Genomic DNA, 13,777 nt, shown 5'->3' on the forward strand with positions numbered 1-13,777 from the left:
TAAATTTGCTCAATCATAGCAATAAAATGGGGTTCTCGAAATGGCTGATTTTAAGCAAAGCCGTTATTGATTAAATAATGGCTTTGGCATGTTTTTAGGAAATTCAATATGGTAATGAAGCCCTTTGCCAGGCTCACTGCTTGCTTCTATTGAGCCGCTAAGTGTTTGCTTAACTAAGTTAAAGGTTATGTGTGTGCCTAACCCACTGCCGCCTTGGTCGCGTTTTGTCGTAAAAAATGGGTCAAACAATTTGGCTAATTGCTCCTTTGTTACACCATTGCCGTTATCGGTGTAGTCAATAATAAGGAGTGTGTCATCGGCGCTAATATTTATATCAATATTGCCCTGCGCAATATTATCAAAACCATGAATAATTGAGTTCATAATTAAGTTAGTAAAAATTTGGCTAATTGCCCCTGCAGGCAGGTTAAGAACTAAATCATCCGGGCACTGTAAATTTATGGTGTGCTTGGTTTTTTTAAGTTTAGGGTGGAGCGATAAAATTACTTCGTTTAAATAATCTTTAAAGTTAATTGTTCTTACAGCTTCACTGGCTTGGTCTACCGCTATTTGTTTAAAGCTGGCAATAAGCTCAGAGGCTCTATCAAGGTTGGTTGTAAGCAAGCTCGTGCTTTGCTTGGCTTCGTTTATAAATTCTTCTAATGCTTTGGGCGATAACTTTTTTTCTTTGTAGGCATTTTCTAACGTGTTTAAACGCTCTTGTAAAAACGATATAGCAGTTACACCAATCCCAATAGGTGTGTTTATGTCGTGTGTAATACCCGCGACTAATCCGCCTAGTGCAGCCATTTTTTCGGTGCCTACTAAGCGCTCTTGAGCAAGGCTTAGCTCGTCTAGGTAGCGTTCAAGCTCTTTTTGTTTAGTTAATAATTCTTCTTCGGTGTGTCTGCGTAAATCAACTTCTTCGGTTAGTACCAGCTTTTGTTTTTCTAGTTCGTACTTTTGCTGTTGTAAATCCATCATAGCTTGGCTTAAGTTTGACGTTTTACGGGCAACATCTTGTTCAAGCTGTATATTGTGCTGGTCGAGCTTTTCGTTACTAACAATCAACTCACGTTGGGTATGCTCAAGCTCTTTTCTGTATTGAACTACTTTATCTATTAAGTTATTAAAAGACTGCTCCATAACGTTTAGCTCGTTATGCTCTTCGGTCTCAATGTCTATGTGTTGACCTTCTAAGTCATCAAGCTCTAAGTTTTCTATTTGATCGGTTAACTCGTTTAAAGGGTCGGTGAGCAGCTTTCTAAATGCCATTAAAAACAGAATGATCAAAAAGGTGGTTTTGATCATGGCGTTACCAATTAAAAAGTAAATAGATACCATTATTCGGCTAAATACCACATCGCGGCTAGAGAACAAGGTCACATCACCTACTTGAGTAGCGCGTCCCGAAAATTCAAAAATTAGGGGGAAGGTATAACCAAAGAGACCCGATTTGGTGTCCTCTATAATGACTTCCTCTTGTACGAGTTGTTGGTTATAAAGTTTGTGTATATCCAAAGAGCGCCCCAGCTGCGAAATAATTTCACCGCTGTCGTCGCGCACTATAATGCCCTCCACCATAGGTATAGCAAGTAAGCCTTCTGCGGTTGTAATTGTTTGCTTTGTGTTTAGTTCCCAAATTGCGCGTGTTAAGCTTCGGCTAAAGGTTTTTTGCAGCGTACTTAGCTCATCACGAATGTAGTCTTTAGTATTTACAAATTCTGCAAGCACCTGTCCACATGTCACCACAAAGGTAAGCAAAAAATACACTGATAAAACATTAGTTAACAATTTCTTAGAAAGGCTTTTTTGTAACATATGGGATTTACTCATCCGGTGTAATTATATCTAAGTTGCAATTTCTAACTTAAAAGTTAGTCAATAAAACCTTAAAAATAAATAAAAAATTTATATTTTAAAGAGATAGCCCAGCTATTGAGTCGTTTTGTTTTAATAATAGTGCACTAAACTGATTTAAATTAATTTTAATGGCTACTGAGATTTCAAAAACGATGATTTTTAATAGGCAGCTAAGGCAATTATTAATAATATTTAACGTTTTATTGTAAGGTTACAGTACTACATTATGCGAACAAGCAAAGTGTTAGAGTTTTAGGAACGTGTTAGAATAGCAAAAACCAACGGACGGCTCGTTTTTATAATTTTAAAAGGTTATTTTAGTAGTTAACATGATGAAATTTTCTATATTAGTGTGTGATGACTCCACTGTTGCACGCAAACAAGTTGTGCGTTGTTTAAATGAGTGCGTGAGTGCCGACATTCAACAAGCCGCAAACGGGGCCGATGCGCTGGCGCTTTTACGCTTGCAGCAATTTGATCTTTTGTGTTTAGACTTAACCATGCCAGAAGTTGACGGCGTACAAGTGCTGGAGCGCATTAAAGCAGAAAAAATAGAGTGTTTTGTACTGGTGATCTCCGCTGATATACAACAACAAATGAAGCAAAAAGTCGCGCAGCTTGGTGCTATCGACTTTATAAATAAACCTATTAATAAATCGGCTTTAAGTGAAGTTTTGCATAAATTTGGCATTCATTAGGTTTTTTCATGTTTAAAAAGGCTGTTTTATCTTTTAATTTGGGGTTGACAGCATAGCCTTTGTTAAGGCAGTCTTAGCTCTATGAAAACAATTAATCGCGCACTGACCATTATTATTACAACCACCATTCTTACTGGATAGTGGCATAGGTCGGTGCAACAAATTTAAAGGCCTGTGTTCACTAAGAACACAGGCCTTTTTTCGTTTTATGGGATGAGGAACATAAATAATGCGCGTTTTAAAATTTGGAGGCTCTTCGCTTGCCGACTTTGCCTGTTTGCAACAAGTAGCTTTGCTGGTAAAAGCACAGTTAAAAGATGAAATGTTACTGGTACTTTCTGCACCCGGTGGTATGACTGATTCATTAGTTGCGCTGGCAAGTGCCGCTGAGCAAGGTCAAGATTTTTCTCAGCAATGGCAAGCTTTACTAAGCCGATGCGAGACATTAAAAGCAGAAGTAGAAAAAAGCAGTGGCGAAGTAACAAACTGGCCAGATTTTAATGAGCTTAAAAATAAGCTAGATGGTGTGGCGCTTATTAAGTGCTGCCCAGATCAAATTCGTGCTTTTGTAATTAGTTTTGGTGAGCGTGTTAGCGTATCGCTAATGCAAAGTTTATTAAGCTCGCACAATGCACAATACCTTGAAGCAACGCGTTGTGTTGCCTCTACTGGTGGCTACATTGATGCTGAGGCCGACTTAGTAACGAGTAAAGCACGCTTTCAAGCAGTACTTAAAGAAAACCCAGCCACCATTTACATTATGCCAGGCTTTACAGCAAGCAACGAGCAAGGCGAACTTACTACACTTGGTCGTAATGGCTCTGATTACTCTGCAGCTATTGCAGCGGCATGTTTAGATGCTGAAATTTGCCAAATTTGGACTGACGTTGATGGTGTGTACAGTGCTGATCCGCGCTACATCAAAAAAGCGACTAAAGTTGATTTCTTATCTTATAAAGAAGCGATGGAGCTTTCTTACTTTGGCGCTAAAGTACTTCATCCTAAAACCATTTTACCGTGCGCGAAAGCGGGCGTACCGTGCGAAATTAAAAATACCCATAACCCAGATGCTCAAGGGTCATTAATTGGTAACGACTATTCATCGGATGAGCCAGTAAAAGCGCTTTCTAGCTTACAAGACTTAGCAATGCTTACCGTGTCAGGCCCAGGCATGAAAGGTAAAGTGGGCATGGCCTCTAAGGTATTTAATGCCCTTGCGCACGATAACGTATCGATAGTATTAATTACTCAATCATCGTGTGAATTTAGCATTAGCTTTTGTGTGCACGAAAGCGATTTAGCGCTCGCGCTAGAAGCCTTACAAAGTGCATTTGAACTTGAATTACAAGCAGGCTTAATTGAGCCGGTACAAGTACAACGTAATCTTGCCATTGTTACTTTAGTGGGCGATAACATGCGCGCACACAAAGGTTTAGCAGCACAGTTTTTTGCTTCTCTTGCACAGGCCCAAGTAAACATTGTAGCCATTGCGCAGGATTCTACAGAAAGTGCTATTTCGGCGGTTATTGATGGCGAGCTGTGTAACGATGCAGTGAAAATATGCCATGAAAACTTTTTTACCCACGTCCCTTCAATTGACGTATTTTTACTTGGCTGTGGCTTAGTAGGCCAAGAGCTTATTTCTCAGTTAGAGCGCCAGCAAGCGTGGCTTGAAAAACGTAATATTAAGTTAAACCTATATGGCGTTGCTAATTCTCGTCAATTGCATTTAGACAGCGAAGGTATTGCATTTGATGACTGGCAGCAAAAGCTTGCAGTATCAGAGCAAGCGTTTGATTTAAATTTAGTTGAGCAGTTTGTAAAACAAAATCACTTAGTAAACCCCGTGCTTGTAGATTGTACGTCTTCTGATGCGCTAGCTGCTCAGTATGTGGATTTTTTAAATGCGGGCTTCCATGTGGTTGCCGCTAATAAAAAAGCAACAACCAGCTCGTACGATTATTACCAAGACTTAATTGCAGCAACACAAAAAAATAACCGCAAGTTTTTATACGAAACAAACGTAGGTGCAGGCTTACCGGTAATCGATAACCTACAGTCGTTATTTGGTGCAGGTGATGAGTTACTTGAGTTTAGCGGTATTTTATCAGGCTCATTGTCGTACATGTTTGGTGCACTAGAAGATGGTTTATCACTTTCTGAGGCAACCATTAAAGCAAAAGAAAGCGGTTTTACAGAGCCAGACCCACGCGATGATTTATCGGGTACCGATGTAGCACGTAAATTACTTATTATTGCACGCGAAGCCGGCATGAAATTAGAGCTTAGCGATATAGAAGTAGAGTCAGTATTGCCACAAGGTTTTGCACAAGGCGACAGCGTAGATGAATTTATGGCTAAACTGCCAAGTTTAGATGCTGAGTTTAACGACCGTATTCAAAGTGCGGCAGCAGAGGGCAAGGTACTGCGTTATGTAGGTACAATTAAAGAAGGCCACTGTAAAGTAGGTATTGAAGCGGTCGATTCATCGCATGCATTAAATGTAATTCGTGATGGTGAAAACGCATTAGCTATTTTAAGCCAATATTATCAACCACGCCCGTTTGTAATTCGTGGTTATGGCGCTGGCTCTGCAGTAACCGCTGCAGGCGTATTTGCCGACGTATTAAAAACATTATCGCGCTAGGAGAGCATTATGATAGAAGTATATGCTCCGGCGTCTATAGGTAATTTTGCAGTGGGCTTTGATGCACTTGGCGCAGCGCTTGCGCCTATTGATGGCAGCTTATTAGGTGATGTAGCCGTAGTAAGCGCCGCAGCAAGTGATGAGTTTGTTTGCTCTGGCGAATATGCGCATAAGTTACCAAGCGATGCGAGCGAAAACCTAGCATATCAATGTTTAGTACATTTTAGAGCGCACGTTGCGCCAGATATGCCAAGTGTAAAATTAGAGCTTAAAAAGAACTTACCAATTGGCTCAGGGCTAGGTTCGAGTGCGTGCTCGGTGGTAGCAACCTTTGCTGCGCTTGATAAGTTTGCTCAAACCAATTTAAGCCAAGTTGAGCTGATTGAATTAATGGCTGATTTTGAAGCGATAGTCAGTGGCGGGCGTCATTATGACAACATCACCCCGTGTTATTTAGGGGGCTTACAGCTTACAGGCGATTTAATTCCTGATAAGTCAATTGCTCTACCAGTTGATGAAAACTGGTACTACGTAGCGGCGTTTCCTGGGTTTTCGCTTAATACCGCAAAGGCACGCTCGGTATTACCTAAAGAGCTAAGCATGCATGCAGGGGTTGAGTTTGCACAGCGTTTATCGGCATTTAGCAGTTTGTTATTAACGCAGCGTTTTGATGATGCACTGAGCATTATGCAAGATGATATAGCAGAGCCTTACCGAGCGCCGTTAATAACAGGGTTTAGCGAAGCGAAAGCAAATTTGCCAGCGCTTGGTGCAGAAATTGTCAGTATTTCAGGTGCGGGCCCTACGTTATTTACAGTGTGTAAAACATTAGAAGCTGCCGAAAAATGTGCGCAGTGGTTAGCGCAAAACTATATAAATGAGCAGGGCTTTTGCCACATTTGTAAATTAGATAACGACGGCACGCGTCAATTAACAGTTTTATAGGATAGGCATTTATGCAATTACATAATTTAAAAGAAAATTCTCAAAAAGTGTCGTTTGTTGAAGCGGTAAAAACAGGCCTTGGGCGTAATCAGGGGGTATTTTTCCCTGAAAGCTTAGCGCCACTCGCCGATGTAGATGCGTTATTAGATATGGACTTTGTTACCCGCAGTAGCAAAATTTTATCGCACCTTATTGGCGATGAATTACCCGCTGATACCGTTGCTCAAATGGTTAAAAATGCGTTTAACTTCCCCGTAAAATTGGTAGAGGTTGAAGACAATAACTATTGTTTAGAGCTTTTTCATGGCCCTACGCTTGCGTTTAAAGACTTTGGCGGGCGCTTTATGGCTGAGTGTTTAGCACAGTTTAATCAAGGCGAAAAAGTCACGATTTTAACGGCAACCTCTGGCGATACCGGCGCTGCTGTAGCGCATGCATTTTACAACAAGCCAAACATAGATGTGGTTATTCTATACCCTAAAGGCAAAATTTCGCTTGCTCAGCAAAAGTTATTTACTACGCTTGGGAACAACATTCATTGTTACGCGGTTGATGGCAGTTTTGATGATTGCCAAGAGCTGGTTAAAAAGTCGTTTTTAGATGACGAAGTTAAATCTACACTTGGCCTTAATTCAGCTAACTCAATCAACATTAGCCGCCTAGTGGCACAAGTATGTTATTACTTTGAAGCCATTGCTCAGCTACCAAAAGAAAAGCGTGCTACAGCGCATATTTCGGTCCCTAGTGGTAACTTTGGCAATGTATGTGCCGCCATGATTGGTGCTGTAATTGGTTTGCCGGTGGGTAAACTAAGCGCGACTACAAATCAAAACGACACCGTGCCACGTTACATGCTTGATAAAAATTGGGCGCCAAATGCCACACTTGAGTCGCTTTCAAATGCGATGGATGTAAGCAAGCCAAATAACTGGCCACGTGTGCAAACAATGTTAGATAATAACTGGTTTAGCTACGATAATTTTTACTCAACCAGCGTGAGCGAAGAAAATACGCAAGCAGTGATGAAAAATATTCAACAAACTGGTTATGTTGCAGAGCCGCATACCGCCATTGCATACCAAGGTCTTGTAGAGAATAAAGCACCCGGCGCAGCAGGTATCTTTTTAGCAACTGCTCACCCTGCTAAGTTTAAAGATAGCGTAGAAGAGATCCTAAATATTGAACTTGATATGCCAAAACCACTTAGCGACGCACTTGCTAAACCTTGCTTAGCAAGCGACATTAACCCTGATTATGAAGCGTTACGCACTGAAATACTCGCTAAGTTAGGCTAACTAACTTAGCGTTAAAAAAGCGGCTTTGGCCGCTTTTTTTGTATTTTGAACGCGCTAAATAAAGTATTTATCATTAAGTAATTAAATGTAAAAAATAAAAATCATTTAAATTATTAATGCATTTATAAAAAAATATCATCTTAAAAACGCTGTGAAATAGATTCAATCCCTGTTTAAATATCCTCAACTTAAGAGCGTAGGCAAAGAGTCGTTTAAAGCGTACAATAAAGCCTCTAAAAAACACCATACACGTTGCCCTAGGAGACCCCAATGTTAGAACGTAGCATGAATATTTCGGATTTTGATCCAGAGTTATTTGACGCGATAAACAAAGAAACTGCTCGCCAAGAAGAGCACATTGAATTAATCGCATCAGAAAACTACTGTAGCCCACGCGTACTAGAAGCACAGGGTTCACAGCTTACAAACAAATACGCAGAAGGTTACCCGGGCAAACGTTACTATGGCGGTTGTGAGCACGTAGACGTTGTTGAACAACTTGCAATTGATCGTGCTAACGAGCTATTTGGTTCTGACTACGCAAACGTTCAGCCACATGCGGGTTCTCAAGCAAATGCAGCTGTTTTCTTAGCATTATTAGAAGCGGGCGACACTGTCCTTGGTATGAGCTTAGCTCATGGTGGTCACTTAACGCACGGTTCACACGTAAGCTTCTCAGGTAAGCTATACAATGCAATCCAGTACGGGCTAGATGAAGCAACTGGCGAAATTGACTACGCACAGGTAGAAGCGCTAGCACTTGAGCACAAACCAAAAATGATTATTGGTGGTTTTTCTGCGTACTCAGGTATTGTTGATTGGGCTAAATTCCGTGAGATTGCTGATAAAGTAGGTGCTTACTTATTTGTTGATATGGCTCACGTTGCCGGTTTAATTGCGGCGGGTGTTTACCCAAGCCCAGTACCTCACGCGCATGTTGTAACAACAACAACACACAAAACTTTAGCAGGCCCTCGTGGTGGTTTAATTATTTCTGCTTGTGGCGACGAAGCAATTTACAAAAAGCTTAACAGCGCTGTGTTCCCAGGTGGCCAGGGTGGTCCTTTATGTCACATTATTGCTGCAAAAGCAGTGGCATTTAAAGAAGCTCTACAACCAGAATTTAAAACATACCAAGCACAAGTAGTTAAAAATGCTCAAGCTATGGTTGCTGTTATGCAAGAGCGCGGTTACAAAATCGTATCTGATAAAACAGAAAACCACTTATTCTTACTTGATTTAATCGATAAAGATATCACAGGTAAAGATGCCGACGCAGCGCTTGGTAATGCAAATATTACTGTGAACAAAAACTCTGTACCAAACGATCCTCGCTCACCGTTTGTTACTTCTGGTTTACGTATTGGTTCACCTGCAATTACGCGTCGTGGCTTTAAAGAAGCTGAATCGAAAGAACTTGCTGGCTGGATTTGTGACGTATTAGACAACATCAACGATGAGTCAGTACAAGCGCAAGTTAAAGAAAAAGTTAAAGCAATTTGTGCAAAACTACCTGTATACGCTTAATTGCATAAGCAGCAGTAATTTAGATCACAACAAGGGGCTTGTTTACCTTTCGAGGTTTAATTTGCAGTAGTATGTTTGGTTTTTAGGCAAGGCAGAGTCTATGTAGTGTGGTTACTCCACACAAATAGGCGATAACGCAGCATAAATGCCAAACATGCACTGCCCTCGGGTTCGTCCTAGGGGCGATTTACTCTTTGTTGCTCGGTTTTTACTTAGCCCACTAGGTTACAAACCTCGCGCCGCGATCAAATCACCCCTAGATAGAACAAATTTAATCCTGAAAGGCCAACAGGCCCTATTTTTTTGCTAAGATAAAAGGCCGCTAAATAGCGGCCTTTTTTGTTTTAAAACGGAAGTACCGAGTTATGCATTGCCCATTTTGTACCGCAAAAGATACTAAAGTTATTGATTCTCGCCTAGTCGGCGGAGGCCACCAAGTTCGCCGTCGTCGTGAATGTAACGAGTGTCACGAGCGATTTACTACCTTTGAAGGCGCCGAGTTAGTCATGCCACGTGTAATTAAACAAGATGGCAGCCGAGAGCCCTTTAATGAAGATAAACTACTCAATGGCCTTAATCGTGCCCTAGAAAAACGCCCTGTTAGTACAGAGCAAGTGGATGAAGTGGTTAATATTATTAAATCGCAGTTGCGTGCTACCGGCGAGCGAGAAATATCAAGTCACCTTGTGGGTGAGTGCATAATGGAGGCGCTAAAAAAACTGGATAAAGTAGCCTATGTGCGGTTTGCCTCTGTGTATCGCTCGTTTGAAGATATACGCGAATTTGGTGAAGAAATTGCCCGTTTAGGGGAGTAATAATGCAAAACCAAATAACCTTTACTGCGCAAGATGAAATGTACATGGCACGTGCCATCGAGCTTGCAAAAAAAGGGCGATTTACAACCACCCCCAATCCTAATGTAGGGTGTGTTTTAGTTAAAGATAACCACATAATTGGTGAAGGGTTTCATCAATTAGCTGGGCAGGGGCATGCTGAGGTTAATGCCCTTGCTGTAGCAGGTGAAAACGCAAAAGGTGCGACTGCGTATGTTACGCTTGAACCGTGTAGCCATTACGGACGCACTCCGCCGTGTGCAGAGGGTTTAAAAGCCGCAGGTGTAGTAAAAGTTATTGCAGCTATGGTCGACACCAACCCACAAGTAGCAGGTAAAGGGCTTAAAATACTCAGCGATGCCGGTATTGAGGTTGCATTTGGGCTTTTAGAGCAGCAAGCGCGCGCACTTAATTTAGGTTTTTTTAAGCGTATGGAGCAGGGACTTCCGTATGTTACGTGTAAAATGGCGGCCAGCATAGATGGTAAAACCGCGCTAAAAAATGGCCAAAGTAAGTGGATCACCGGCAGCGCTGCGCGACAAGATGTACAATTACACCGAGCACAAAGCTGCGCTATTTTAACGGGCGCTGATACGGTTATTACCGATGATGCTAAGCTCAATGTGAGGTTAAGCGAGTTGCCACAGGCTCTGCCTACTGAATTACCCCTACGCCAACCGGTGCGTGTTATAATTGACTCACAAAATAGGCTTACACCAGAGCTGGCAGTATTTAATATTGAAAGTGAAATAATAATTTTTACTACCAAGGTTGATAAATCAACGCAGTGGCCGCATTTTGTAAGGCATATAGAAGTGCCACAGCAAAATAACAAAGTTAATTTAACGTCTGTTTTAGCGCACCTTGCTAAGCTGCAATTTAATCATGTTTATTTAGAAGCGGGTGCTACACTTGCCGGTAAAATGACAGAGCTTAATTTAATAGACGAATATATATTTTATTTAGCGCCTAAACTAATGGGGTGCGATGCAAAAAGCTTAGTTAATTTTGCACCGCTAACAGATATGCAAAACACCGTTAATTTGACGTTTAAAGAGTGTGTGAAAATAGGCGATGATTTACGTATAACCGCTACAAAACACATTCCAATCACTTAATTAAAAGAGTAGGGCTATGTTTACTGGAATAATTGAAGCCACAGGCAAAATTGCGCTATTACAAAAAAAACAAGGCGATTTAGCCATTCGCATTCAAAGCGCTAATCTTGATATGAGCGATGTAAAGCTTGGCGATAGTATTGCCACTAATGGCGTATGTTTAACGGTAGTTGATAAGCACATTGATGGCTTTAGTGCCGACTTATCAAACGAAACTATCAGCTTAACTGGGTTTGCAAATTATAATATTGGCCAAACAGTTAACCTTGAAAAAGCCATGCAGCCGGTTTCACGTTTAGGCGGGCATTTAGTGTCAGGTCATGTTGATGGCATTGCAACCATTACAGCCATTACTAGTAATGCGCGCGCCACAGAATATTGGCTAAGCACCGATGAAAACTTAATGAAGTACATTCCTTACAAAGGGTCTGTATGTATAGATGGTATAAGCCTGACAGTAAACGCTGTACAAGGTAATACATTTAAATTAACCATAGTGCCGCACACAAGCGAGCAAACCACCATCGCTGATTTTAAAGTGGGCACACGCGTTAATTTAGAAGTCGACCAAATTGCACGTTATTTAGAGCGCCTTATTAAAGGGGCTGAGCAGCCGACTGGCTCAGATATTTCAATGAGCTTACTAGCTAAAGCTGGTTTTGTTAAATAACGACACTGATAACTTACACGAGCAAATTTATGAATTTACACAGCGCACAAGAAATCATCGACGACATTAAAGCCGGTAAAATGGTGATTTTAATGGATGACGAAGACAGAGAAAACGAAGGTGATTTAATCATTGCAGCAGAGCACATTAGCGCCGAAGCAATTAACTTTATGGCCACTCATGGCCGTGGCTTAATTTGTTTAACTATGACGCAAGAGCGTTGTGAGCAGCTTGATTTACCGTTAATGGTAAAAAACAATGGCGCAGCGTTTTCTACTAACTTTACTATGTCGATTGAAGCTGCCAAAGGCGTAACAACGGGTATATCTGCAGCCGATAGAGCGCGTACAGTTCAAGCGGCAATTGCAAAAGGCGCCGTACCAAGCGATATCGTACAACCTGGACATATTTTTCCTATTATGGCACAGCCAGGTGGCGTGTTAACGCGCGCAGGCCACACCGAAGCCGGGTGTGATTTAGCACGTTTAGCCGGCCTTGAAGCCTCATCAGTTATTGTAGAAATCCTCAATGCCGATGGCACTATGGCGCGCCGCCCTGATTTAGAAGTATTTGCTAAAGAGCATGGTATTAAAATTGGCACAATTGCAGATTTAATTGAATACCGAAACCTTAACGAAACCACCATAGAGCAAGTGGCTAAGTGTAAATTACCCACTGAGCACGGTGAGTTTGATTTAGTAACCTACAAAGATACGATTGACGGCCAACTGCACTACGTATTGCTAAAAGGCGAAATTAAAGAGCAAGAACCAACGCTTGTGCGCGTGCACTTACAAAGCACCTTTAACGATATTTTGCTTTCAGACAGAAGTGCGGACCGTAGTTGGGGGCTTTCTGATGCGATGGCTTACATTGCAGAAAATAACGGTGCACTGGTTATTTTAGGTAAACAAGAAAGCACCGAAGAGCTAGAGGCCACAGTAAAAGCGTTTGCTGCTGCCGATGCTGGCGAGAATGTTACGCCGCGTAAATTTAAAGGCACATCACGCACTGTTGGTGTGGGCTCGCAAATACTGGCTGATTTAGGTATTAAGCAAATGCGCTTAATGAGTCGCCCTAAAAAGTACCATGCACTTTCGGGCTTTCATTTAGAAGTGGTTGATTACGTTGAGCCACAATAAGGGCTCAGCTTTTAACTAGTCTATTTTTTTATTTTTATGGTATGATGCGCAGCAATTTTTGCGCAATCGCAACCGCTTGAACATATTTTTAGGGTTATCAAATGAAAATTATTGAAGGTAATAAGTACGCTCCAGGCAAAAAATTCGCTATTGTTATTTCTCGTTTTAACGATTTTATTGGTAGCAGCCTACTAGAAGGTGCTGTTGATGAGCTAAAGCGTACTGGTGGCGTAGCCGATGATGACATTACCGTTGTGTATGTACCCGGTGCAGTAGAGTTACCTTTAGCGGCAAAACGCATTGCGGCAAAAAAAGAGTATGATGCAATCATCGCATTAGGCGTAGTGATCAGAGGTGGTACACCACACTTTGACCTCGTTGCTGGCGAATCTAACAAAGGCCTTGCAAATGTATCGCTTGAGTATGATATCCCGGTTGCATTTGGCGTATTAACCACAGAAAGCATTGAACAAGCAATTGAACGCGCTGGTACCAAAATGGGTAACAAAGGCGGCGAAGCGGCATTAGGCGCGCTTGAAATGGTTAATGTGTTAGATAAAATTTAAGTTTAAGGAATTTTTGTGAAACCAGCAGCAAGACGTAAAGCACGTATCTTAGCACTTCAAGCCGTTTATTCTTGGCAATTAAGTGGCAATTTAATTGCCGATATCGAACAACAAATGTTGATCGAAAACGACGTGACTAAAATTGATGTTGAATACTTTAAAGATTTAGCGCGTGGCGTTGCCGTTAATTATAAGCAACTAGATGAAGCTGTATCTCCGCATTTAACACGTCCATTTGATGATTTAGATATGGTAGAGCGTGCAATTTTACGTTTAAGCGCGTATGAGCTTAAATTCCGTGAAGATGTGCCATACAAAGTAGCAATCAATGAAGGCATTGAGCTTGCTAAAATATTTGGCGCTGAAGACAGCCATAAATTTGTAAACGGTGTACTTGATAAAGCTGTTAAGCATTTACGCAAGTAATACTAACCTTGCTAAAGCGCTCTGCTAAAGAGCTTAGCTTTAACAGT

12 protein-coding genes are annotated in these 13,777 nt (G+C 41.4%); 11 read left to right on the forward strand and 1 reads right to left on the reverse strand.

Annotated features, from left to right (window positions below):
• Positions 1 to 63: 63 nt before the first annotated feature.
• Positions 64 to 1,821, reverse strand: coding sequence for a HAMP domain-containing sensor histidine kinase (locus MTN96_RS25770; protein ID WP_029773775.1), 1,758 nt, complete (start codon positions 1,819 to 1,821; stop codon positions 64 to 66).
• A 371-nt stretch (positions 1,822 to 2,192) separates the two neighbouring features.
• On the opposite strand from MTN96_RS25770, the gene MTN96_RS25775 reads away from it, so the two are divergent.
• From MTN96_RS25775 to nusB, 11 genes are all read left to right on the forward strand, one after another.
• Positions 2,193 to 2,561: a response regulator gene (locus MTN96_RS25775; protein ID WP_024031682.1), complete on the forward strand. Its 369-nt coding sequence runs from the start codon at positions 2,193 to 2,195 to the stop codon at positions 2,559 to 2,561.
• A 229-nt stretch (positions 2,562 to 2,790) separates the two neighbouring features.
• On the forward strand, positions 2,791 to 5,208 hold the full coding sequence (gene thrA / locus MTN96_RS25780) for a bifunctional aspartate kinase/homoserine dehydrogenase I (protein WP_004586857.1): 2,418 nt from the start codon (positions 2,791 to 2,793) through the stop codon (positions 5,206 to 5,208).
• A 9-nt stretch (positions 5,209 to 5,217) separates the two neighbouring features.
• Positions 5,218 to 6,153 carry a homoserine kinase gene (thrB, locus tag MTN96_RS25785; protein WP_029773773.1) on the forward strand — a complete coding sequence of 312 codons (936 nt, stop codon included), beginning with the start codon at positions 5,218 to 5,220 and terminating at the stop codon, positions 6,151 to 6,153.
• A gap of 11 nt (positions 6,154 to 6,164) precedes the next feature.
• Positions 6,165 to 7,448, forward strand: a complete 1,284-nt coding sequence (thrC, locus tag MTN96_RS25790) for a threonine synthase (RefSeq protein ID WP_004586859.1) — start codon at positions 6,165 to 6,167, stop codon at positions 7,446 to 7,448.
• A 270-nt stretch (positions 7,449 to 7,718) separates the two neighbouring features.
• Positions 7,719 to 8,975, forward strand: coding sequence for a serine hydroxymethyltransferase (gene glyA / locus MTN96_RS25795; protein ID WP_024031685.1), 1,257 nt, complete (start codon positions 7,719 to 7,721; stop codon positions 8,973 to 8,975).
• Positions 8,976 to 9,340: 365 nt separating this feature from the next.
• On the forward strand, positions 9,341 to 9,790 hold the full coding sequence (gene nrdR / locus MTN96_RS25800) for a transcriptional regulator NrdR (protein WP_004586861.1): 450 nt from the start codon (positions 9,341 to 9,343) through the stop codon (positions 9,788 to 9,790).
• Between the two features lie 2 nt (positions 9,791 to 9,792).
• A complete protein-coding gene (gene ribD, locus MTN96_RS25805) occupies positions 9,793 to 10,926 on the forward strand; it encodes a bifunctional diaminohydroxyphosphoribosylaminopyrimidine deaminase/5-amino-6-(5-phosphoribosylamino)uracil reductase RibD (protein ID WP_004586862.1) in 1,134 nt (377 codons plus the stop codon).
• 16 nt (positions 10,927 to 10,942) lie between these two features.
• Positions 10,943 to 11,596 (forward strand): riboflavin synthase, encoded by a 654-nt coding sequence (locus tag MTN96_RS25810; protein ID WP_054983490.1) that lies wholly within the window; start codon positions 10,943 to 10,945, stop codon positions 11,594 to 11,596.
• A gap of 29 nt (positions 11,597 to 11,625) precedes the next feature.
• Positions 11,626 to 12,738 (forward strand): bifunctional 3,4-dihydroxy-2-butanone-4-phosphate synthase/GTP cyclohydrolase II, encoded by a 1,113-nt coding sequence (gene ribBA / locus MTN96_RS25815; RefSeq protein WP_055254705.1) that lies wholly within the window; start codon positions 11,626 to 11,628, stop codon positions 12,736 to 12,738.
• A gap of 101 nt (positions 12,739 to 12,839) precedes the next feature.
• Positions 12,840 to 13,304, forward strand: coding sequence for a 6,7-dimethyl-8-ribityllumazine synthase (gene ribE / locus MTN96_RS25820; protein ID WP_004586865.1), 465 nt, complete (start codon positions 12,840 to 12,842; stop codon positions 13,302 to 13,304).
• Between the two features lie 15 nt (positions 13,305 to 13,319).
• The gene (gene nusB, locus MTN96_RS25825; protein ID WP_004586866.1) at positions 13,320 to 13,730 is read left to right on the forward strand and encodes a transcription antitermination factor NusB; all 411 of its coding nucleotides are present in this window, start codon (positions 13,320 to 13,322) and stop codon (positions 13,728 to 13,730) included.
• The last annotated feature ends 47 nt before the right edge of the window (positions 13,731 to 13,777 follow it).

It is taken from the genome of Pseudoalteromonas sp. 2CM28B, from assembly GCF_023161935.1.